The sequence below is a fragment of the Bradyrhizobium sp. HKCCYLRH1034 genome (genome assembly GCF_051168375.1).
GTDB lineage: Bacteria > Pseudomonadota > Alphaproteobacteria > Rhizobiales > Xanthobacteraceae > Bradyrhizobium.
The window spans coordinates 188,940-208,188 of record NZ_JBNPUW010000012.1; the positions used below are offsets into that span (position 1 = coordinate 188,940).

Here is a 19,249-nt window from a genome sequence, read left to right on the forward strand (position 1 = left end):
GACATGACCAGAGACAGAGACACCTCGCGCGAAACGGCGCGAGACCCTTCCAAGGACCCCTGGCGGGCACCGCCGGTGATCGTGGCGCAGATTCCGGATGCCGGCCTGCATCGCGAGATCGAGGCCGACGAGGCCACGCGCAACGCGCTCGCCGCGATTGCCGATCTGCGCGAGGTCATCTCGGCCCATGCCTCGTTCGACGTCGTCCAGAAGCGGGACGGCAAGGTGCATGTCGAGGGCCGTGTGCAGGCCCGGATCGGTCAGACCTGCGTCGTCACGCTCGATCCGATCGAGATCGAGATCGACGAGCCGATCGACCAGATGTTCGCCCCGCCGGAGCAGATTCCGGAGCTTGCCGATCTGGTCGAGGACGATCCCAACAGCGAGGTGGAGACGGCCGATCCGCCGGAGCCGATCATCGGCGGGCAGATCGATCTCGGCCGGCTCGCCGCCGACGCGCTGCTCCTGGGGATCGATCCCTATCCGCGCAAGCCGGGCGCCGTGTTCGAGCAGCCGGTGGCTGCGGCCGCCGAGCCGGAGGACCATCCCTTCGCGGCGCTGAAGGCGCTGAAATCGGCAGATGCCGCCGGGCCGGGCGCGGTCAAAGCGAAGAAAACGGGTGAGGATTGACGCGCCGTTGGGCAGGCCGGAAACGATCGATCCTGTCACAAAGCCTCTCGAAATCCTCTCAAGCTGCTGATTTCGATGGCAAAGGCGGGTCCCTGCCGGCCCCGGCCCGGCGCGGCGGTTGCAAAATGCATCGCTCCCGGGAGGTTGTTTCGACACGGAGAGACGCTATTGTCGCGCCCGGGTCGGGGTGCGACGAAAAGGCCCGGACGGCCTCTGGCCCGTCCATCGGCCGCGCAATGCCTCTGAACGACCGCCAAACACGGCCAACCAAGTCAAGGCCAAGACGAGACAAAGCTCGAGATCAGGTTTCCGGGACGTCATGCCTCAAAAGGTTCGAATCGCGCTGGACGCCATGGGCGGGGATTTCGGCGCGGCCGTCGTCATCCCCGGTGCCGCGATCGCGCTGAGCCGCCATCCGGATGCAGAGTTTCTGCTGTTCGGCGACAGTGCCAAGATCGTTCCCGAGCTCGACCGGCATCCGCGGCTGAAGGCGGTCTCGCGCGTCATTCACACCGATGTCGCCGTCAGCATGGAGGACAAGCCGAGCCAGGCGCTCCGGCGCGGCCGCAAGACCTCGTCGATGTGGCTCGCGCTCGAGGCGGTGAAGAAGGGAGAGGCCGACGTCGCCGTGTCCGCCGGCAATACCGGCGCGCTGGTGGCGATGGCGCGCTTCTGCCTGCGCACGCTGGACGGGATCGACCGGCCGGCTCTGGCCGCGATCTGGCCGACCGCGCGCGGCGAATCGGTGGTGCTCGACCTCGGGGCAACGATCGGCGGCGATGCCCACCACCTGGTCGCGCTGGCCGTGATGGGCGGCGCGCTGGCGAGCGTGCTGTTCAACAAGCCGAGGCCGACCGTCGGCCTTCTCAACATCGGTGTCGAGGAGATCAAGGGCCATGAGGAGATCCGCGAGGCGGCCGAGCAGCTGCGCGCGATGAACCTGCCGCAGCTCGACTATATCGGCTTCGTCGAGGGCGACGGCATCGGGAAGGGTGCCGCCGACGTGGTCGTGACCGAAGGCTTCAGTGGCAACATCGCCTTGAAGACGGCCGAGGGCACCGTCCGCCAGGTCACGGATTTCCTGCGCGGCGCGATCCAGGCGAGCTGGCTTGCCCGGATCGGCTATCTGTTGGCCCGCGGCGCCTTCGCCGCTTTGCGGGCCCGGCTCGACCCGCGCAAATCCAACGGCAGCGTGGTGCTCGGCCTCAAGGGCATGGTGGTCAAGAGCCACGGCGGAACCGATGCCGAGGGCTTTGCCTCGGCGGTCAGGGTTGGCTATGAGATGGCCCGCTACGATCTCCTGACCAAGATCAATCAAACACTCAATCCCGACGGCGGCGCGCCAGCGTCCGAACCCGTCGCCCAGGAGGCTGTCTCGTGACAATTCGTTCGGTCGTGCTCGGCTGTGGCTCGTACCTCCCGCAGCGGGTCGTGACCAATGCCGAGCTGGCAAGCCGCATCGAGACCTCGGACGAGTGGATCGTGCAGCGCACCGGCATCCGTGAGCGCCACGTCGCAGCCGACGGCGAGTTCACCTCGCATCTGGCGATCAACGCGGCTCGTGCCGCGTTGGCCGCGGCCGACGTCGATCCGCAGTCGATCGATCTGATCGTCTTGGGCACCTCGACCCCGGACAACACCTTTCCGGCGACTGCAGTGGCCGTGCAGAACGGCCTCGGCATCCATCATGGCGCGGCGTTCGACCTGCAGGCGGTGTGCTCGGGCTTCGTCTATGCGCTCGCGACCGCGGACAATTTCCTGCGCAGCCGCTCGTTCAAGCGCGCGCTGGTGATCGGCGCCGAGACCTTCTCGCGCATCCTCGACTGGAACGACCGCACCACCTGCGTGCTGTTCGGCGACGGCGCCGGAGCGCTGATCCTGGACGCTCAGGAGCAGGGCGGCACGGCAGCCGATCGCGGCGTATTGACCACGCATCTGCGCTCCGACGGCCGTCACAAGGCCAAGCTCTATGTCGACGGCGGTCCGTCCTCGACCCAGACCGTCGGGCATCTGAGGATGGAAGGCCGCGAGGTGTTCAAGCACGCCGTCGGCATGATCACCGACGTGATCGTCGACGCCTTCGATGCCACCGGCCTGTCGGCCGAGACCATCGACTGGTTCGTGCCGCACCAGGCCAACAAGCGAATCATCGACGCTTCGGCGCACAAGCTGCACATCGCGTCGGAGAAGGTGGTATTGACGGTCGATCGGCATGGAAATACCTCCGCTGCCTCGATCCCGCTGGCGCTCGACGTGGCCGTCAAGGACGGCCGCATCAAGAAGGGCGACGTGGTCTTGCTGGAGGCGATGGGCGGCGGCTTTACCTGGGGCTCGGCTTTGGTGCGCTGGTGAGCCTGCCGCGCGGCGGGATTACGCCTGAGATTGGCACTACGGCCTGTACTTCTATTCACGCTGCTGTTGACCACCGCCGCTTAACCTCTTAATTTCCGGAGCGAATTATTCGCCGTGAGTTTGGGGCAGGCGATGGCGGGAACCGGAAAAACAGTCACACGCGTCGATCTCTGCGAGGCAGTCTACCAGAAGGTGGGACTGTCGCGGACGGAGTCGTCTGCGTTCGTCGAGCTGGTCTTGAAGGAGATCACCGACTGCCTCGAGCGCGGCGAGACGGTCAAGCTATCGTCCTTCGGGTCGTTCATGGTGCGCAAGAAGGGACAGCGCATCGGACGAAACCCGAAGACCGGCACGGAAGTGCCGATCTCGCCGCGGCGGGTCATGGTGTTCAAGCCGTCCGCGATCCTGAAGCAGCGCATCAACGGCCAGCAGGGCAGCGGCAAGATGAACGGCGAGGCCAGCGCCGAGTTCGGCGCCGAGCCGGATTAGGGCCGAGGCCGTCGCCCCGCCGCATGTCGGCAGGGCCGTGTCGAACGCGTATCGTTCGTCCCGCGTACAGTTCGTCCAGTCTTTTCAGCGTAGTCTCCCACTTTCTTGTCAGCACGGTCGAAGGGGAACGGGCATTTGGACAAGGCGCCGGATGCGTTTCGGACGATCAGCGAGGTCGCGCAGGAGCTCGACATTCCGCAGCACGTGCTGCGGTTTTGGGAGACCCGGTTCGCCCAGATCAAGCCGATGAAGCGGAGCGGCGGCCGGCGCTATTACCGGCCCGACGACGTCGACCTGCTCAAGGGCATCCGGCGTCTGCTCTATGGCGAAGGCTACACCATCAAGGGTGTGCAGCGCATCCTGAAGGAGCACGGCGTCAAATCGGTCCAGGGACTGGCCGACAGCTCGGCCGCGGTCTCGTTTGGCGCGATGGAGGAGACGCTCGGCCAGGCGATGATGGAAGAGGAGCCGATCGGCGAGGCCGAGGTCGAATCGGAGGACGAGGAGGAGGAGGCTTCCGACGAGGAGGGCATCGACTTCCGCTTCGTCGACACCGAGGACGACATTCTCGACACCTTTCGCGTCGGCCCACCGACCCGCGCCGGCATGAAGCCGGAGGAGCGGGAGAAGCTCCAGGGCGTGCTCAAGGAGCTGGTCGACTGCCGCGCGCTGCTCGACCGGGCGATGAGGGAAGTCTGAGGGCGGGGCTGGTCGTCAGAATGCGCCAGCATGGCGGCAGGTGTCCGTTGCATTGAGCCACGCCGAGCGCCGCGAGTCGGCTGTGCACTCTCCACCGTTCTGGAAGGGGGCGGAGGGCCACGATCTCCGCTCCATCCGATCACACTATGAAACCCTCCCGCCGCGCCTTGCATCCCGCCCCGATCACGGCTAGAGGAACGGCCATCGGAGCGTGGCGCAGCCCGGTTAGCGCACTAGTCTGGGGGACTAGGGGTCGTGGGTTCAAATCCCGCCGCTCCGACCATTTTTCTCAAATCGCTGTATTTGACGTCGGCCGATGCGGTTTTGCGCGCACCTGCCACGACCGCTTCGTCCGTGAGATTGGCTTTTCAAGCTGCAGACCGCCCCCTAAACTCCCCGAACTGGGCGCCGCTGGACACTGTTCGAGCCGGCTCGTTTCATTTGTGAACTTTGTTGCCGAGACTTCCCTCATGGACGCCGCCGTCGCCGACATCTCCTTTGGGCATTTCGAGAACGCCGAGCAGATCGCCTTCTGGAACGGTGCGGGCGGCGGGCGCTGGGTCGCGCGCCGCGCCGAGATCGATGCGCTGCTGGCGCCGGTGCAGGAGGCGCTGCTGGAGCGCGCGGCAATTCAGGCGGACGAACGGGTGCTCGACATCGGCTGCGGTTGCGGGGCGACCTTGATCGCGGCGGCCGAGAAGGTCGGCCCCGGCGGCAGCGTGCTCGGCCTCGACGTGTCCGCAGCCATGCTGACCGCGGCCCACGAGCTCGCCCCTGCCGATGCGCCGGTGAGCTTCGTGCAAGGCGACGCCATGGTGCACCACTTCAAGGCCGCGAGCGCCGATCTCGTGATCTCGCGCCTCGGCGTCATGTACTTCGCCAATCCGGTGCGCGCCGTGCTCAACATCCGCAATGCGCTGCATTCGGAGGGGCGCGTCGCGTTCGCCTGCTGGGGCGAGCTGCGCGACAACCCGTGGGCGCTGGAGCCGCTGCAGGCGGCCTATGACCACGTGCCGAAGCTGCCGGGCTTGCCGCCGCACGCGCCGGACGATTTCGCGTTCGGTGCTCCCGAGTGGATGGAGAAGGTGACGACCGATGCCGGGCTGCGGCGCATCCGGCTGGAGCGTCACGACGTCGCGCTCGACTTCGGCGCGGGCGCCGGCCTCGATAGCGCGGTGCAGACGGCTCTCGCGATCGGGCCCGCCGGCCGTGCCGTGGCCGGGCAGTCGTCCGAGGCGGTGGAGGCCGCGACGGCCGCCGTGAGGAAGGCGTTGGCGCGCTACGCCAAGGGCCCGGGCGTCATGGTGCCCGCTTCGTTCTGGACCGTGACGGCCGTCGATCCGTGAAAGTCGGTCTTGATCACTGCGTCCCGTGACAAAGTCGCAAGATCGGTCGAGCGCGTCATGTCCGCCTGCGCTTAGCTGCAGCCGCCACGGAGCACGGAACGATGAAGGCGGCGCTGCGAAACTACCATGCGCGGATGCAGCGGGTGCTGGATCATATCGACCGGCATCTGGAGGATGATCTCGATCTGGACGCGCTGAGCAGCATCGCGGCCTACTCGAAATATCATTTCCACCGGCAGTTCACGGCGACCTTCGGTCTGTCCGTGAATCGCTACATCCAGCTCGCCCGCATGAAGCGGGCGTCCTATCAGCTGGCCTACAGCGATGCCCAAAGCGTCACCGAGGTCGCGATGGAGGCCGGCTACGATGCGCCGGACGCCTTTGCCCGCGCCTTTCGGCAACGGTTCGGGCAATCGCCGTCATCGTTCCGGAAATCTCCCGACTGGGAGCCGTGGCTTGCGGCCTTCGGGCCTCTCGACGACGCAAGGAGCAAGCTGATGCGGACGACCTATACCCCTGACGACGTGACGATTCGCGAGGTGCCGACCACGCCGGTGGCGATCATGGAGCATCGCGGCGACCCGGCCACGCTCGGCGCCACGATCCAGCGCTTCATCGCCTGGCGCAAGGCCGCCGGCCTACATCCCCGAGCCAATCCAACCTTCACGGTCTGGCGCTCCGAGCGTCGCCCGGCCTCGCCTGCCGACTACAGCGTGGACCTTTGTGTCGGGACCGACCAGCCGGTCGAAACGCAGGACGCGACAATCAGGGCCGGCGTGATCCCCGGCGGACGCTGCGCGGTGCTGCGTGTCGTCGGCAACACCCACAATCTGGAGCCGGCCGCGCTGTTCCTCTATCGCGACTGGCTTCCGGCCAGCGGCGAGGAGGCGCGTGACTTCCCGATCTATTGCCAGCGGCTGAACTTCTTCCCGGAGGTTCCCGAGCACGAAATGGCTGCGGACCTGTTCCTGCCGCTGAAATAGCGCCTGACGGCCGGATCCATCCTAAAAACTTGCAGCCAGGAGCCTTCTCAACCTTCGAGCCCCGCAGAAGGCGGCTCTGAAGGGGAGAGGGGCCTTCGTTGGAGCGATTCCTGTTCCATTCGGGAACCGCGATCGGCCATGTCCGTTAACGATCGAGCAGCTCAATTGAGGCCCCACACCCTGACATTGAACCTTTGCGCGCACGCGCGCACCAAACCTGTGTTCGGCTCGTTGTGGAGCCGGTTCCAGGAAATTTCAGACTGACATCGGGGTTCACCCCGATGTGCTGTTCATTGTCGTTGAAGGAGGCGCGTATGGTCCTCAGGACTTTGAAAGTTTCGCTGTCCGTTTTCGCCGCTGCAACCTCGGTGGTATCGCTGTTTGCCGTCAGCTGGGTCGGTCTCGCACTGCTCGGCTACTGACAATTCACGCAACAAGGATCGAGGCGCATCTGTGCCTCGCGAGACGGAAAGCGCGCCCGGATCGAGACTGATCCGGGCGCGCTCGTTCTTGCCGATGCGAGAGGCGTTATGCGAAGGCCTTCTCCATCGTCTCGATCAGCACGCGGAACGACTTGTCGTGGCGCGTGATCGGCGGGATCGCCCGGGTGATGCCGAGCAGCTGATAGACCGCCATCTGCGCCGCGCGCACCGAGTATTCCACCGTGAACACGACGTCGTCGGGGATCTCGACGAACTGGCTGACGAAGGCGAGGTTCTTCGAGTTCGCCGGCACCGGCAGCGGCCGGTCCGCCTTGTTGCGCGGCATGAACATGCTGGTGATGTAGGGCAGGCGGCAGGGCACGCAGGTCGCCTGGTCGAACACCGAGAGATCGAAGTTGAGGTGGCCGCAGAGCTCCTTGAGAATGTCGGCGCCGCCGCAATCGGCCATCGCCTTCGGCACAAAATTGCCGATGCGATCGGGATGCAGCGCATAGCCCCAGAACACCTGCACGTCGGCAGGCTGATCGACGAAATGCGGCTGGTGATACAGCACGACCGACATCAGCCAGTTGGATTCGGTGAAGGTGACGAGCCCGCCGGTGCCGGCGGCGTTGCCGCTGAACGCCTCCATCGCGTCGAAGAAGCGCGGATTGCGGCAGGTGACGGTGAACGATTCCCAGCAGGATTCCGGTATCGATGAGTTGAACGCCGCGGGATTGCCAAAATCGGGGCGGTCCTTCGCGATCTTCTCCCACAGCGTCCAGCCCTGGCTGTCCTGCTTGGTGAGCCGCGGCGGCGGTGCATCCTGGGTGCCCAGGCTGGTCGCGTCCGTCATCGAGCCGTTCTGCAGGAAGACGAGATCGTCGCTCGACAGCGCAATCGTCTCCGGCTGGCCGTTGCGATCCAGCATCAGGCGCTTGACGACGTGCTTGCCGGCTTCCGTCGCGATCTCCATGTCGGTGACGTCGACGCCGCCAGCGAAATTCACGCCACGGCCCTCCAGCCATTTGACGAGCGGCACGACGATCGCGTCGTACTGATTGAACACGGTGCGCTTGACGCCAGCCAGCGTCTCGATGCGCGGAAACTCGTTCATGAAGCGATGCAGATAGCGCTTGAACTCGACCGCGCTGTGCCAGGGCTGGAACGCGAACGTCGTCTGCCACATGAACCAGAAGTTCGTGGTGAAGAACGGCGGCGACAGCCAGTCGGTGATGCGGGAGTTGCCGAGCTTCTCCTCGGAGGCCTCGGTCAGCCGCACCAATTCGAGACGGTCCTGCATGGTGAAGCCCATGGTCGAGACGTCGACCTTGTGCCGGTTGCGGTCGACGAGGCGCGCCTGCGAATGCGCGACATGGACCTTGTTGAAGGCGATCGTCTCGTCGCGCACGGTGCGGTTGGGATCGCCGGCATCGGGGATGGTGGAGAGCAGGTCCCACGTGCACTCGTAGTGATCGGTCGTCAGCATGCGGCCGCCGCGCAGCGAATAGGAGCCGTCGGGCAGCCGCGCACCATCGAGGCTGCCGCCATAGGGCAGGTGCTTTTCGAAGATCGTGATGTCGCGGCCTTCGACGCCGCCGTCACGGATCAGGAATGCCGCGCCGGCCAATGCGCCGATGCCGCTGCCGATGAAATACGCCTTCATGATGGTTCACCCGGGATCGTGTGCTACGATCCGGGGCTTAGCCGCTGTGTTCCCTCATGGAACTGATCCAGGTCAAGCGCTGCGACGCGCGGTGATCACGATCTCGCGTGGTCCGTCAGGCGAATGATTTCACCACCGACTGCAGCAGCACCTTCAGCGATTTGTCGTAGGGCGTCACGGGCGGAATGGCCCGGTCGATCTTCAAGAGCTGATAGACCGCATGCATGGCCGCGCGCACCGAATATTCGATCGTGAAAACGGCGTCCTCAGGCAGCTCGACATATTGGCCGATGAAGGCGAGATTCTGCGAGGTGAGCGGCACCGGTAGCGGCCGGTCGCCATAGCTGCGCGGCATGAACATGCTCATGATGTAGGGCATCCAGCACGGCACGCAGGTCGCCTCGTCGAACACGGTGAGCGCGAAGCGCAGATGCCCGCACAGCTCCTTCAGGATTTCGGCGCCGCTGCACTCGGACATCGGCTTCCCCACGAAATTGCCGACGCGGTCGGGATAAAGCCCATAGCCCCAGAAGATCCTGATGTTGTCGGGTTGGTCCGGAAAGTATGGCTGGGTGTAGAGCACGATCGACATCCGCCAGTTCGAATCCGTGAACGTCACGAGCCCGCCGGTGCCGGCGACATTGCCGGTGAAAGTCTGCATCGCATCGAAGAAGCGCGCATTGCGGCAGGTCACCGTGAACGACTCGAAGCTCGATTCCGGGACCGATGAATTGAACGCGGCCGGATTGCCGAACTCGGGGCGGCCCTGTGCGAGCTTCTCCCACAGGGTCCAGCCGTGGCTGTCGTCCTTGGTGAGCTGTTGCGGCGGAGCCCCGTGGCTGCCGAGGCTGGTCGCATCCGTCATGGAGCCGGCCGTGTAGAACACCAGATCGTCGTCGGCGAGATCGATCGTGCGGCTCGCGCCGTCCTGCGTCAGAGCAAGCCTGACGGCGCGGTGCTTGCCGCTGATGGTGACGAGCTCGATATCGGTGACATCCGTGCCACCGACGAAGTTGACGCCGTGGCCTTCGAGCCAGCGGACCAGCGGCTTGACGATCGAGTCGTTCTGATTGTGCACCGTCCGCTTGACGCCGCCAAGCGTATCCATCATCGGGAATTCGTTCATGAAGCGGCGCAGATAGCGCCTGAACTCGACCGCGCTGTGCCAGGTCTGGAAGGCAAACGTCGTCTGCCACATGTACCAGAAATTGGTGGTGAAGAAAGGCGGCGACAGCCAGTCCGAGATCAAGGAATTGCCGAGCTTCTCCTCGGAGGCCTCGGTGAGCCTGGTCATCTCGATGCGGTCCTGCATCGAGAAGCCCATGGTGGAGACGTCGACCTTGTGCCGGTTGCCGTCGACCAGCCGCGCCTGCGCGTGGGTGACGTGGAGCTTGTTGAACGCCACGGTCTCCTGGAGGATGGTCTCCTGAGCGTTGGTTTCGCAGGGAATGGTCGACAGCAGGTCCCAAGTGCATTCGTATTGCTCGGTCGTCAGCATGCGCCCGCCGCGCATCGAGTAGGAGCCGTCCGGAAGACGCGTGCCGTCGAGGCTGCCGCCATAGGGCAGGCGCTTCTCGAAGACGGTGATGTCCGATCCGGAGATGCCGCCGTCGCGGATCATGAATGCTGCGCCTGAGAGCGAACCGATGCCGCCGCCGATGAAATAGGCCTTCATGAGACCGACCTGCAACCTAAGGGTTTGAAACACAATAACGAAAATGCGGGCAGGCGCGGCGTATCACAGGCCGATCAAAGCCCGCCGGGAGCCATGTTACCCCGGCGCGATGAATTAGTCGTCAACACGTTGAAGTCGTTTCGCGGGGCCGGCTCAATGCCCCGCCATGTGGCGGCCGATCTCGGTGAGATCGGCACCGCTCGCCCGGGTCTCGTAGACCAGCTGGCCGTGGAACATCACCACGAGGCGGTCCGACAGTTCGAGCAGCTCGTCGAGGTCCTCGCTGACCAGGAGCACGGCTGCGCCGCGGTTGCGGGCGGCCATGATCTCGGCATGGATCTGCGCCACCGCCGCGAAGTCGAGGCCGAAGCAGGGATTGGCGGCGATCAGCACCTCGACGTCGTGGCCGAGCTCGCGCGCCAGCACGGCGCGCTGCACGTTGCCGCCTGAGAGTGCCGAGATCGGCGTGTCCGGCGTGCGGGTCTTGATCTTGTAGCGGTTGATCTTGGCGGTCGCGTCCTTTCGGAAGGCGGACTTGTTCAGCCAACAGCCGCCGCGCGCGAACGGAACGCGGTCGAAATCGCGGAGCGCGATGTTGTCTGCGACGCTCATGCCGCCGACGCAGGCGTTCCTCAGTGGCTCCTCGGGGAGCAGCGACATCTTGTGCCGGCGCATCTCGTCGCGCGTGGCGGAATAGGCTGCGCCGGAAACTCTGACAGCGCCGCTCTCGGCCTCGCGCTGGCCGGCGAGCACCTCGACCAGCTGGCGCTGGCCGTTGCCGGAGACGCCGGCGATGCCGACGATCTCGCCGGCGCGTACGGTCAGCGACAGGTCATGCACTGCCAGGCCTCCGGCGTCGTCGCGGGCGACCAGCTTGTCGATCGCGAGCCTGATCGCACCGGCCGCGCCGGTGCGCGCCGGCTGTACGGTGAGCTGCTCGGCGCCGATCATCATCCGCGCCATGTCGTCGGGGGTGAGCTCGCCGACCTTGCCGCGGCCGGCGAGCTTGCCGCGCCGGAGGATCGTGACCTCGTCGGCGAACGCCATGACCTCGCGGAATTTGTGGGTGATCATCAAAATGGTCAGCTCGCCGGCCTCGACCATCTTGCGCAGCATGCCCAGGACTTCATCCGCCTCGCCCGGCGTCAGCACCGAGGTCGGCTCGTCCAGGATCAGGAAGCGCCGCTTCAGATAGAGCTGCTTGAGGATCTCGCATTTCTGCCGCTCGCCGGCGGAGATGTCCGACACTTTGGCGTCGAGCGGCACGCGGAACGGCATGCGCGCCAGGAAGGCCTCCAGCTCCTTCTTCTCGTTGGCCCAGTTGACCACTGCCGGTACGTCGTCACGCGCCAGCACCAGGTTCTCGGCCACCGTCATCGCCGGTACCAGCGTGAAGTGCTGGTAGACCATGCCGAGGCCGAGCGCATGCGCATCCCTGGGGTTGTCGATTGCGCGCTCGCGCTCGGCGATCAGCACATCGCCCTCGGTCGGCCGATAGTAGCCCATGATGCATTTGACCAAGGTCGACTTGCCGGCGCCGTTCTCGCCGAGCAGCGCGTGGAACGAGCCGGGCCTGACCTTCAGCTCGACATTGTCGAGCGCGGTGAACGCGCCGAAGCGCATCGTCATCGCGATGGCCTCGACGCCGAACGCGCCCGCAGGCGTTGGATCGTCGCCGATCACGACAGCGCCTCGATCAGCGCGGAGGAGGTCGCGACCGCGCCGAACACGCCGCCCTGCATCTTGATCATCTTCAGCGCGTGATCGTGATTGCCCTTGTCGGTGGCGCCGCAGCAGTCCGACAGCAGCACGCATTCGAAGCCGCGGTCATTGGCTTCGCGCATCGTGGTGTGGACGCACACGTCGGTGGTGATGCCGGTCAGCACGATGTTCTGGATGCCCTTGAGGCGCAGGATCAGCTCGAGGTCGGTGGCGCAGAACGAGCCCTTGCCGGGCTTGTCGATGACGATCTCGCCCGGAGCCGGCGCGAGTTCGGGAATGATCTCCCAGCCCGGCTCGCCGCGCACCAGGATGCGGCCGCACGGCCCGGGATCGCCGATCCCGGCGCCGATCTGCTGCGAGCGCCAGCGCTTGTTGGCGGGCAGGTCGGAGAGATCGGTGCGGTGGCCCTCGCGGGTGTGGATGATCAGGAAGCCCTGCGCGCGCATCACCGTCAGCAGCGTCTTGATCGGCTCGATGGGGGCGCGGGTCAAGGAGAGGTCATAGCCCATCTTGTCGACATAGCCGCCGACGCCGCAGAAGTCGGTCTGCATGTCGATCACGATCAGTGCCGTGTTCTCTGGACGGAGATCGCCGTTGTAGGGCCAGGCATAGGGCTCGGAGCGGATGGTGCGCGCGGTCATGATGGACCTCCGAAATCAGCGGGTGATGGACAATTCAGCCGGCGCGCCGCTCAGGGTGCGTTTCGGCGAGCAGGTGATGATCATGATCAGCAGCGTCAGGATATACGGCGCGGCATTGAACAGATGATAGCCGGAGGTGACGCCGACGGATTGCAGCGCCGGTCCGAGCGCCGCAGCACCGCCGAACGCCAGCGAGGCCCACAGGCACAGCATCGGGTCCCAGCGTGCGAAGATCACCAGCGCCACCGCCGTGATGCCTTGTCCCGACGACAAGCCCTCGTTCCAGCTGCCGGGATAGAACAGCGACAGGAACGAGCCGCCGATGCCGGCGAGGAAGCCGCCGGCCATGGTGGCGCGCAGTCGGATCATCAGCACCGAATGGCCCATCGCCCGCGCTGCGTCGGCGCTCTCGCCGGCAGTGCGGATCAGGAGGCCCCAGCGCGTGGTCTTGAATGCCCACAGCAGCAACGGCGCGAGTCCCACGCCAAGCAGGAACAGCACGTTGATGCGCAGCGCGGCGCGAACCTGCGCCACGTCGCTCCACCAGCCGAAATCGATCGCCGGCAGCCGCGCGGCGGTGGGCTCGATCAGCGGCTTGCCGAGGAAGAAGGCGAGGCCGGTGCCGAACAGCATCAGCGAGATTCCTACCGCGACGTCGTTGACGCGCGGCAGCGAGCAGATGCCGGCGTGGAGCGCGCCGAGCAGCGCGCCGGTGAGGCCAGCGGCGAGCACGCCTGCCCACGGCGATCCCGTGAGATAGGAGATGCCATAGGCGCTCATTGCGCCCATCACCAGGGTGCCCTCGAGGCCGAGATTGATGCGGCCCGAACGCTCGGTGATGCATTCCCCTAGGCTCACGAACAGGAACGGCGTGGAGACGCGGATGGCGCCGCCGAGCACCGCGAGCGGCACGGTCCAGAGCCCGATATTGCCGTCAGCCATGGATCAGGACTTTCCCTTGAGGAAACCGATGCGGCCGTAGAGCGCGTCGCTCGCCAGCACCGAGATGAAGATGATGCCCTGCAGCACCAGCACCGAGGCGTCGGGCAGGCCGAGCCGGCGCTGCAGCAGTCCGCCCGACGCATTGATGCCGCCGAGCAGGATCGCGACCGGAATGATGGCGAGCGGATTCTGCCGCGCCAGGAATGCCACGAGGATGCCGGTGAAGCCGTAGCCGACCGCGAGGTTGGCATTGGTGCGGCCCTGCACGGCGGCGACCTCGACCATGCCGGCAAGGCCGGCGCAGGCGCCCGCGAGAAAGCAGACGGTGAGGATCAATTTGCCGACCGACAGACCGACGATCTTGGCGGCGCGGATGTTGCCGCCGGCGACGCGCGCGGCAAAGCCGAAGGTGGTGTGGTAGATAAGCACATAGGCCGCGATGGCGGCAATCAGGCCGAACACCAGGCCCCAATGCACGTCGGTGCCGGGAATGCTGCCGATCATGTTGGCGGCGCCGATCTCGCGCGTCGACGGCTTGTTGAGGCTGGCCGGATCGCGCATCGCGCCTTCGACGAGATGGTTGAGGATCGCGAGCGCGATATAGACCAGCAGCAGGCTCGAGATCGTCTCGTTGACACCGCGATACTGCCGCAAGGCCCCGGACAGCAGGATCCACAACCCGCCGCCGGCCATGCCGGCGATCACCATCGCGATCTGCACGACGAGCGGCGGCAGGCCCTGCAGCGCCAGCGCCGCCGAGGTCGCCGAGAGCGCGCCGATCAGCAGCGCGCCTTCGCCGCCGATGATGACCATGCCGAGCTGCGCGGGCAGGGCGGTGCACAGCGCGGTGAGGATCAGCGGCGCGGCGCGGCTCAGCGTGTTCTGCCAGGAGAACCAGGTGCCGAACGCGCCGTAATACATGTACCAATAGAGGTCGAGCGGGTTCTTGCCGAACAGCGCGACGAAGATGCCGAACACGATGAGCGCGGCGACCAGCGCCGCGCCCGGGATGAGAATGTATTCAATGCTCGCGCCATGGCGTTGCAGGAAACCTGCGTCGGCGGCCGGCGCGATGGCGGCCGCATCAACCGGATCGGCCGCCTCTGATGTCACGACGTGGCTCCGATCACGCCCTCGACCAGGTAGTCCATCTTCTCGAGCTCAGGATCCTTCTGGCCGCGCTCGGTGCCGGCGGTGATCACGGTGTTGCCCTTGTTGTCCTTGATCGGGCCCTTGAAGATGGTGTAGCCCTCACCGAGGAACTTGCTCTTGATGTCGTCGGCATGCTTGCGCGCCTGCTCGGACACCGCCTCGCCATACGCCGAGATCTTGACCACTTCTTCCTTGAGGCCGCCGCGATAGAAGTTCGGAATGCTCTCGCCAGCCTGGAGCATCTTGACGAACTTCGGATACAGCGCTTCCCAATTCCATTCTGCGCCCGTGAGATACGCTTTCGGTGCCAAAGGCGACTGGTTGACGTGATAGCCGGTGACGAAGGCGCCGCGGCGCGCGGCATTCTCCACCATCGTCTTGGGACCATCGACATGGCAGGTCAGCACGTCGACGCCCTGGTCGATCAGGCTGTTGGTGGCCTCGGCCTCCTTGACCGGCATCGACCAGTCGCCGGTGAAGATCACCTGCGTGGTGGTCTTGGGATTGGCGAGCTTGGCGCCGAGCGTGAAGGCGTTGATGTTGCGCAGGACCTGCGGGATCGGCTTGGCGGCGACGAAGCCGAGCTTGCCGCTCTTGCTCGTATAGCCGGCGACGATACCGGCAATGTATTGCGCCTCGTCGATATAACCGAAATAGGAGCCGGCGTTCTTCGGGTCCTTCTCGCTCCACAGGCCGCCGCAGTGTTCGAAGCGCAGCTTCGGATACTTCGCGGCCATCTTGATCATGTGCGGATTGTAGTAGCCGAACGAGGTCGGGAAGAGCAGCGTGGCGCCGTCGAGATTGATCATCGACTCGATCGTCTTCTCGACCGCGTCGGTCTCCGGCACCTTCTCCTCTTCGATCACCTTCAGCCCGGGCAGCTTCTTCAGCGCCGCCGCGCCTTGCGCATGCGCCTGGTTGTAGCCGTAGTCGTCGCGCGAGCCGACATAAATGAAGCCGATCGTCGTCTCCGCTGCGAAGGCCGGCCGCAGGCCCGCGGCTGCGCCGAGCGTCAGCGCCGCGCCACCCTGCAACAGATGCCGTCGTGAAATCCTGCCAAAGTCCATTGGTGAGCTCCCTCGGCGGGTCGGTCCGCCCGCGCTGTCATCTCGGCTTCACCGCCACGGCGGAGCCTTGAAGGGGGTGATCGCAAGCTTTGTGCCAGCGGCGCGCGGGAAGGCAGGCGCACCAAGCTGTTGAAATGGCAACATTTTGCAGATGATCGCAGCTTAGGCAGACGAATTTCCTGCCTGATATCAGCCTAAAATTTAGTCAATTGACTTTAATTGTATGCAACGAGTTCGACCGGATGGGACCTGTACCGCTGCCTGCGACGCGGCGGCGGCCTCCAGCTCAAAGCGGTGCAGAACGAACGTCGCGGCGAGGAGGAGCGGCGGCGCAATCGTCCTGCGCAGGCCGATCGCCGGTGGCGAGCCTTTTCATATCTGCTGCAGACGGTCTCGGGGTCTCAGATCCCGAGCAGCCAGACCGCGACGATGGTGCCGATCACTGCGAGCCCGCTGATCGTCCAGCCCGTCACATAGGCGCCGTCGTCAGATCCCGCGGGATCGACCATCGTGTCGCGCCAGCCTTCGTCCTGCCAGTGCCCCTGTTGGTACGCCATGCGAACCTCCTCGAGCCTGCCTCCCCGTGGAATAAGTCGGACGCCCCTCGAGAAGGTTCAACCCCAAGCTGAAATCTTCGTTGCATGCGCTGCAACGCAAATCCCCGACATCCCCTCTGGTCAGGCCGGCGAAACGTCCTAAGCTCGGAACGCGTTCCGCGAAGAGAACGAGCAAGTCGCCGGGACGGCATGGCCGTCCCGCAGCAGGGAAGGAAGACCATCCAATGAAGGATTTCGCCGGCAGGATCGCCGTGATCACCGGGGGCGGCACGGGCATGGGCCGCGAGCTCGCGCGCCAGCTCGTTGCCGAAGGCTGCAACGTCGCCATGTGCGACGTCTCGGCCGAGGCGATGGCCGAAACCAAGCGGCTGTGCGAGGCCGAGAAGCTGCCGCAGGGCCTGCGTGTCACCACCCATGTCGCCGACGTCTCGATCGAAGCGCAGCTGCAGCGCTTTCGCGATGAGCTCGCCGAGCAGCAGGCCACGGACAGGATCCACCTGCTGTTCAACAATGCCGGCATCGGCGGCGGCGGCAGCCTGTTCACCAACTCCCGGGAGCAGTGGGAGCGCACCTTCAACATCTGCTGGGGCGGCGTCTATCTCGGCGTCCGCACCTTCCTGCCGATGCTGCTGAAGGCAGACGAGGCCCATATCGTCAACACCTCGAGCGTCAACGGCTTCTGGGCCTCGGTCGGCATGGGCGTCTCGCACACCGCCTACAGCGCCGCAAAGTTCGCGGTGAAGGGATTTACCGAAGCGCTGATCAACGACCTCCGCCTCAACGCCCCGCACATCAAATGCTCGGTGGTGATGCCCGGCCACATCGGCACCTCGATCGTGTCGAACTCGCGCAAGGTGCAGAGCGGCACCGAGTCAGACGAGCTGAGCGAGACCGAGATCGGGCTTGCGCGCCAGCGCATGAAGGGCATGGGCATCGACGTCGCCGCCATGAGCGATGCCGACATCCAGGCTGCCGCCCGCGAGCGCGCCCGCAGCTTCCTCGAGGACGCCCCGACCACGGCGGCACAGGCGGCGAAGATCATCCTTGACGGCGTCAAGGCCGAGCAATGGCGCATCCTCGTCGGCGAGGACGCCAAGCTGCTGGACCTGCGCGTCCGCCAGTCGCCGGAGCAGGCCTACGAGCCCGAGTTCTTCCAGCGCTTCGCGCAGGAGGCGGGGTGGAAGCTGGGGTAGGGGATTGTTGTTAGTTAAAGATCGCTGCTCTCGCTACGCAGACGGTGAGCTCCCCTCCCCGCAAGGGGGAGGGGAGACGAGACCGCCGCGCCGTCCCCGCAGAACGCGGAGACTTAGCAAGGCGTAGCGCGTCAGCTAGCTCTATGCGGGCTCTGCTGCCCGCGCGGGGAAGGCTCCGACAAGGAGCTCGGCAGATTGTTGCCTACCGCGACGACGCCACCCGGTACGCCATCCGCGTGTGGCTCGGGCAATACGGCAGCCCCTCGATCGGCTTCGATCCGCAGAAGCAGAAATCATCCGCGCCGGGCGTCGAGATCGGCCAGCGGCAGCGTTCCTTGGAGAGCTCGAACAGCGAGCAGCCGTTCACGACGGTGCCGACCGGCTCCTCGACGATCACAGGCGGCGGGTCGTTCTGAACCGCGCGCAGGATGCGGCGGCGCAGCTTTGGCACGGGACGGCGTGCGCCATCGCGTGTCGTCTCGGCGCGCACCACGCGCCTGGTGTCGCCGCCATTGTCGCGCGTCAGCGCCAGGCGGGAGATCTTGCCGATCACGGCGTTGCGGCTGACGCCGAGCTCGGCGGCGATCTCTCGGCAGGTCAGCCCGGCCTCAAAGTGCTGCTTCAGGGCCTGGAGCCGTTCCTCGGTCCAGGTGGGGAGTGTCTGTCGTTCGGCGGGCATTGTTGTCGCTTCCAAGTTTGATCCGTCCTGGATCGTCCTGGCCGACGGCTGCACCGAAACTGTTGTCCGCGTTGCGTGTCCCTAGCTTACGCCCGTCCGTTGTCGCGAATCGACAGCAGCCCATCCTTGATGGCGAGCCGGATGCCTTCTTCAATCAACGTTCTGCAGACACCCGGAACGCTGGTGCCGTGGGTTCCCTGTTTCACGAGCTTTTCGAGATAGCCGATGGTTGCCAGGGCTAGGGTTACGGGGATGCGGTCAGTTTCGGCTTTTTCCGTCGCCATGCCTAAAAGCTAGTCCGTAACCGGTGTACAGAAAAGTAACTTTTTAGACTCTATTAGGAATCCAATAGGTTGTACAGCGGCTTGGGGATAACTGGTTAAGATATTGAATTTTATCGTAATATGACGAATCGGCGAGGTCGCGATGGTGACTCTCCGCCCGCTCGGCGAGTCCGGGGCCGGAATGGTACGGGGACGCACGGGCCGGGAAGATTCGCGTGGGCTCCGGTGTCCGATGGTCGCTTCAACCGCCGCCGTCCTGCGGTGCGTGGTTGGGGAACCCTGGTGGGGATTGCTGGCCGAGCAGGCGGTCGGTCACCCGCGGCCACTGCGGCCTTCGGCTAGAAAAGTTCGTCATTCCAGAAATAACGCTTTCGCTTTTCCGGAAATCGTGCTTTAGTGTCGCCATCCCGCCTCGGCCGGAGGGGCGTTGCGCGCGATCGTCACGACACGCGAGGCGGGGAGCGATGGCCGCGATGGAGCCGAAGCGTGTTCTCAGGGACGCGCGGACGAACGGTTTTGTTGTGGACGTGAAGTCGCAGCGTGCTGACACCCCGACGCTGGTGTCCCCACGCAAGGCGCGCGAGCGCGTTGCGTGCATGGTGGCCAGAAAGCCCGGCGCACCAGGCAGACTGCGTATAAGCGTGAAGACCATCGCGCAGGGAAGGCCGGGGGTGGATTCAATTGGTCGTCGCAACACTCGATGAGGAGGTTGCGATGGGCATTCGAAAGAAACGGTCAACGCGGAGCAAG

At 65.3% G+C, this 19,249-nt stretch carries 18 protein-coding genes and 1 tRNA gene; 9 read left to right on the forward strand and 10 right to left on the reverse strand.

All coding sequences use genetic code 11. The annotated features are described in order from the left end of the window. Positions 1 to 3: 3 nt before the first annotated feature. From ACQR0W_RS26050 to ACQR0W_RS26085, 8 genes are all read left to right on the forward strand, one after another. On the forward strand, positions 4 to 630 hold the full coding sequence (locus tag ACQR0W_RS26050) for a YceD family protein (protein ID WP_315827201.1): 627 nt from the start codon (positions 4 to 6) through the stop codon (positions 628 to 630). A gap of 319 nt (positions 631 to 949) precedes the next feature. Beyond that, positions 950 to 2,011, forward strand: a complete 1,062-nt coding sequence (plsX, locus tag ACQR0W_RS26055; protein ID WP_315752912.1) for a phosphate acyltransferase PlsX — start codon at positions 950 to 952, stop codon at positions 2,009 to 2,011. Next, positions 2,008 to 2,982 carry a beta-ketoacyl-ACP synthase III gene (locus ACQR0W_RS26060; RefSeq protein WP_316172052.1) on the forward strand — a complete coding sequence of 325 codons (975 nt, stop codon included), beginning with the start codon at positions 2,008 to 2,010 and terminating at the stop codon, positions 2,980 to 2,982. The genes plsX and ACQR0W_RS26060 overlap by 4 nt, the downstream gene beginning before the upstream one ends. Positions 2,983 to 3,114: 132 nt before the next feature. Further along, positions 3,115 to 3,471 carry an integration host factor subunit alpha gene (locus ACQR0W_RS26065; protein WP_315711462.1) on the forward strand — a complete coding sequence of 119 codons (357 nt, stop codon included), beginning with the start codon at positions 3,115 to 3,117 and terminating at the stop codon, positions 3,469 to 3,471. Between the two features lie 135 nt (positions 3,472 to 3,606). Beyond that, positions 3,607 to 4,170, forward strand: coding sequence for a MerR family transcriptional regulator (locus ACQR0W_RS26070; RefSeq protein WP_315752911.1), 564 nt, complete (start codon positions 3,607 to 3,609; stop codon positions 4,168 to 4,170). A gap of 205 nt (positions 4,171 to 4,375) precedes the next feature. Further along, a tRNA-Pro gene (locus ACQR0W_RS26075) sits at positions 4,376 to 4,453 on the forward strand. A 187-nt stretch (positions 4,454 to 4,640) separates the two neighbouring features. Continuing rightward, positions 4,641 to 5,516, forward strand: a complete 876-nt coding sequence (locus tag ACQR0W_RS26080) for a class I SAM-dependent methyltransferase (protein ID WP_315711465.1) — start codon at positions 4,641 to 4,643, stop codon at positions 5,514 to 5,516. A gap of 101 nt (positions 5,517 to 5,617) precedes the next feature. Continuing rightward, complete coding sequence (locus ACQR0W_RS26085) at positions 5,618 to 6,499, forward strand: AraC family transcriptional regulator (RefSeq protein WP_315752910.1); 882 nt, start codon at positions 5,618 to 5,620, stop codon at positions 6,497 to 6,499. Between the two features lie 528 nt (positions 6,500 to 7,027). Here the strand turns inward: ACQR0W_RS26085 and ACQR0W_RS26090 are convergent. From ACQR0W_RS26090 to ACQR0W_RS26125, 8 genes are all read right to left on the reverse strand, one after another. Beyond that, positions 7,028 to 8,587, reverse strand: coding sequence for an oleate hydratase (locus ACQR0W_RS26090; protein ID WP_315752909.1), 1,560 nt, complete (start codon positions 8,585 to 8,587; stop codon positions 7,028 to 7,030). 115 nt (positions 8,588 to 8,702) lie between these two features. Next, a complete protein-coding gene (locus ACQR0W_RS26095) occupies positions 8,703 to 10,262 on the reverse strand; it encodes an oleate hydratase (protein ID WP_316172051.1) in 1,560 nt (519 codons plus the stop codon). 153 nt (positions 10,263 to 10,415) lie between these two features. Further along, positions 10,416 to 11,891: an ABC transporter ATP-binding protein gene (locus tag ACQR0W_RS26100; protein WP_316172060.1), complete on the reverse strand. Its 1,476-nt coding sequence runs from the start codon at positions 11,889 to 11,891 to the stop codon at positions 10,416 to 10,418. 50 nt (positions 11,892 to 11,941) lie between these two features. Next, positions 11,942 to 12,625 carry a biuret amidohydrolase gene (biuH, locus tag ACQR0W_RS26105; RefSeq protein ID WP_316172050.1) on the reverse strand — a complete coding sequence of 228 codons (684 nt, stop codon included), beginning with the start codon at positions 12,623 to 12,625 and terminating at the stop codon, positions 11,942 to 11,944. 15 nt (positions 12,626 to 12,640) lie between these two features. Beyond that, entirely contained in the window at positions 12,641 to 13,567 is a 927-nt protein-coding gene (locus tag ACQR0W_RS26110) for an ABC transporter permease (RefSeq protein ID WP_315711472.1), read from the reverse strand. A gap of 3 nt (positions 13,568 to 13,570) precedes the next feature. Next, positions 13,571 to 14,680, reverse strand: a complete 1,110-nt coding sequence (locus ACQR0W_RS26115) for an ABC transporter permease (protein ID WP_315752905.1) — start codon at positions 14,678 to 14,680, stop codon at positions 13,571 to 13,573. Next, positions 14,677 to 15,786 carry a BMP family ABC transporter substrate-binding protein gene (locus ACQR0W_RS26120; protein WP_315711476.1) on the reverse strand — a complete coding sequence of 370 codons (1,110 nt, stop codon included), beginning with the start codon at positions 15,784 to 15,786 and terminating at the stop codon, positions 14,677 to 14,679. Before ACQR0W_RS26120 ends, ACQR0W_RS26115 begins: the two co-directional genes overlap by 4 nt. Positions 15,787 to 16,187: 401 nt before the next feature. Beyond that, a complete protein-coding gene (locus ACQR0W_RS26125; RefSeq protein WP_315711478.1) occupies positions 16,188 to 16,343 on the reverse strand; it encodes a hypothetical protein in 156 nt (51 codons plus the stop codon). Between the two features lie 224 nt (positions 16,344 to 16,567). Between ACQR0W_RS26125 and ACQR0W_RS26130 the strand changes: the two genes are divergently transcribed. Beyond that, positions 16,568 to 17,536, forward strand: a complete 969-nt coding sequence (locus ACQR0W_RS26130; RefSeq protein WP_315711480.1) for an SDR family NAD(P)-dependent oxidoreductase — start codon at positions 16,568 to 16,570, stop codon at positions 17,534 to 17,536. A 202-nt stretch (positions 17,537 to 17,738) separates the two neighbouring features. Here ACQR0W_RS26130 and ACQR0W_RS26135 read toward each other — a convergent pair whose 3' ends face one another. Both ACQR0W_RS26135 and ACQR0W_RS26140 read right to left on the reverse strand, forming a co-directional pair. Beyond that, on the reverse strand, positions 17,739 to 18,215 hold the full coding sequence (locus tag ACQR0W_RS26135) for a GcrA family cell cycle regulator (RefSeq protein WP_315711481.1): 477 nt from the start codon (positions 18,213 to 18,215) through the stop codon (positions 17,739 to 17,741). 86 nt (positions 18,216 to 18,301) lie between these two features. Continuing rightward, positions 18,302 to 18,499 (reverse strand): hypothetical protein, encoded by a 198-nt coding sequence (locus ACQR0W_RS26140; RefSeq protein WP_006614936.1) that lies wholly within the window; start codon positions 18,497 to 18,499, stop codon positions 18,302 to 18,304. Positions 18,500 to 19,249: the final 750 nt, after the last annotated feature.

What these genes read in the sequence shown, in the direction of transcription:
- ACQR0W_RS26085 (WP_315752910.1), top strand. Translation starts at nt 5,618, where the DNA reads ATGAAGGCGGCGCTGCGAAACTACCATGCGCGGATGCAGCGGGTGCTG.
- ACQR0W_RS26100 (WP_316172060.1), bottom strand. Translation starts at nt 11,891, where the DNA reads ATGACGATGCGCTTCGGCGCGTTCACCGCGCTCGACAATGTCGAGCTG.
- ACQR0W_RS26065 (WP_315711462.1), top strand. Translation starts at nt 3,115, where the DNA reads ATGGCGGGAACCGGAAAAACAGTCACACGCGTCGATCTCTGCGAGGCA.
- ACQR0W_RS26140 (WP_006614936.1), bottom strand. Translation starts at nt 18,499, where the DNA reads ATGGCGACGGAAAAAGCCGAAACTGACCGCATCCCCGTAACCCTAGCC.
- ACQR0W_RS26080 (WP_315711465.1), top strand. Translation starts at nt 4,641, where the DNA reads ATGGACGCCGCCGTCGCCGACATCTCCTTTGGGCATTTCGAGAACGCC.
- ACQR0W_RS26135 (WP_315711481.1), bottom strand. Translation starts at nt 18,215, where the DNA reads ATGCCCGCCGAACGACAGACACTCCCCACCTGGACCGAGGAACGGCTC.
- ACQR0W_RS26120 (WP_315711476.1), bottom strand. Translation starts at nt 15,786, where the DNA reads ATGGACTTTGGCAGGATTTCACGACGGCATCTGTTGCAGGGTGGCGCG.
- ACQR0W_RS26110 (WP_315711472.1), bottom strand. Translation starts at nt 13,567, where the DNA reads ATGGCTGACGGCAATATCGGGCTCTGGACCGTGCCGCTCGCGGTGCTC.
- biuH (WP_316172050.1), bottom strand. Translation starts at nt 12,625, where the DNA reads ATGACCGCGCGCACCATCCGCTCCGAGCCCTATGCCTGGCCCTACAAC.
- ACQR0W_RS26050 (WP_315827201.1), top strand. Translation starts at nt 4, where the DNA reads ATGACCAGAGACAGAGACACCTCGCGCGAAACGGCGCGAGACCCTTCC.
- ACQR0W_RS26090 (WP_315752909.1), bottom strand. Translation starts at nt 8,587, where the DNA reads ATGAAGGCGTATTTCATCGGCAGCGGCATCGGCGCATTGGCCGGCGCG.
- ACQR0W_RS26130 (WP_315711480.1), top strand. Translation starts at nt 16,568, where the DNA reads ATGAAGGATTTCGCCGGCAGGATCGCCGTGATCACCGGGGGCGGCACG.
- ACQR0W_RS26125 (WP_315711478.1), bottom strand. Translation starts at nt 16,343, where the DNA reads ATGGCGTACCAACAGGGGCACTGGCAGGACGAAGGCTGGCGCGACACG.
- ACQR0W_RS26095 (WP_316172051.1), bottom strand. Translation starts at nt 10,262, where the DNA reads ATGAAGGCCTATTTCATCGGCGGCGGCATCGGTTCGCTCTCAGGCGCA.
- plsX (WP_315752912.1), top strand. Translation starts at nt 950, where the DNA reads ATGCCTCAAAAGGTTCGAATCGCGCTGGACGCCATGGGCGGGGATTTC.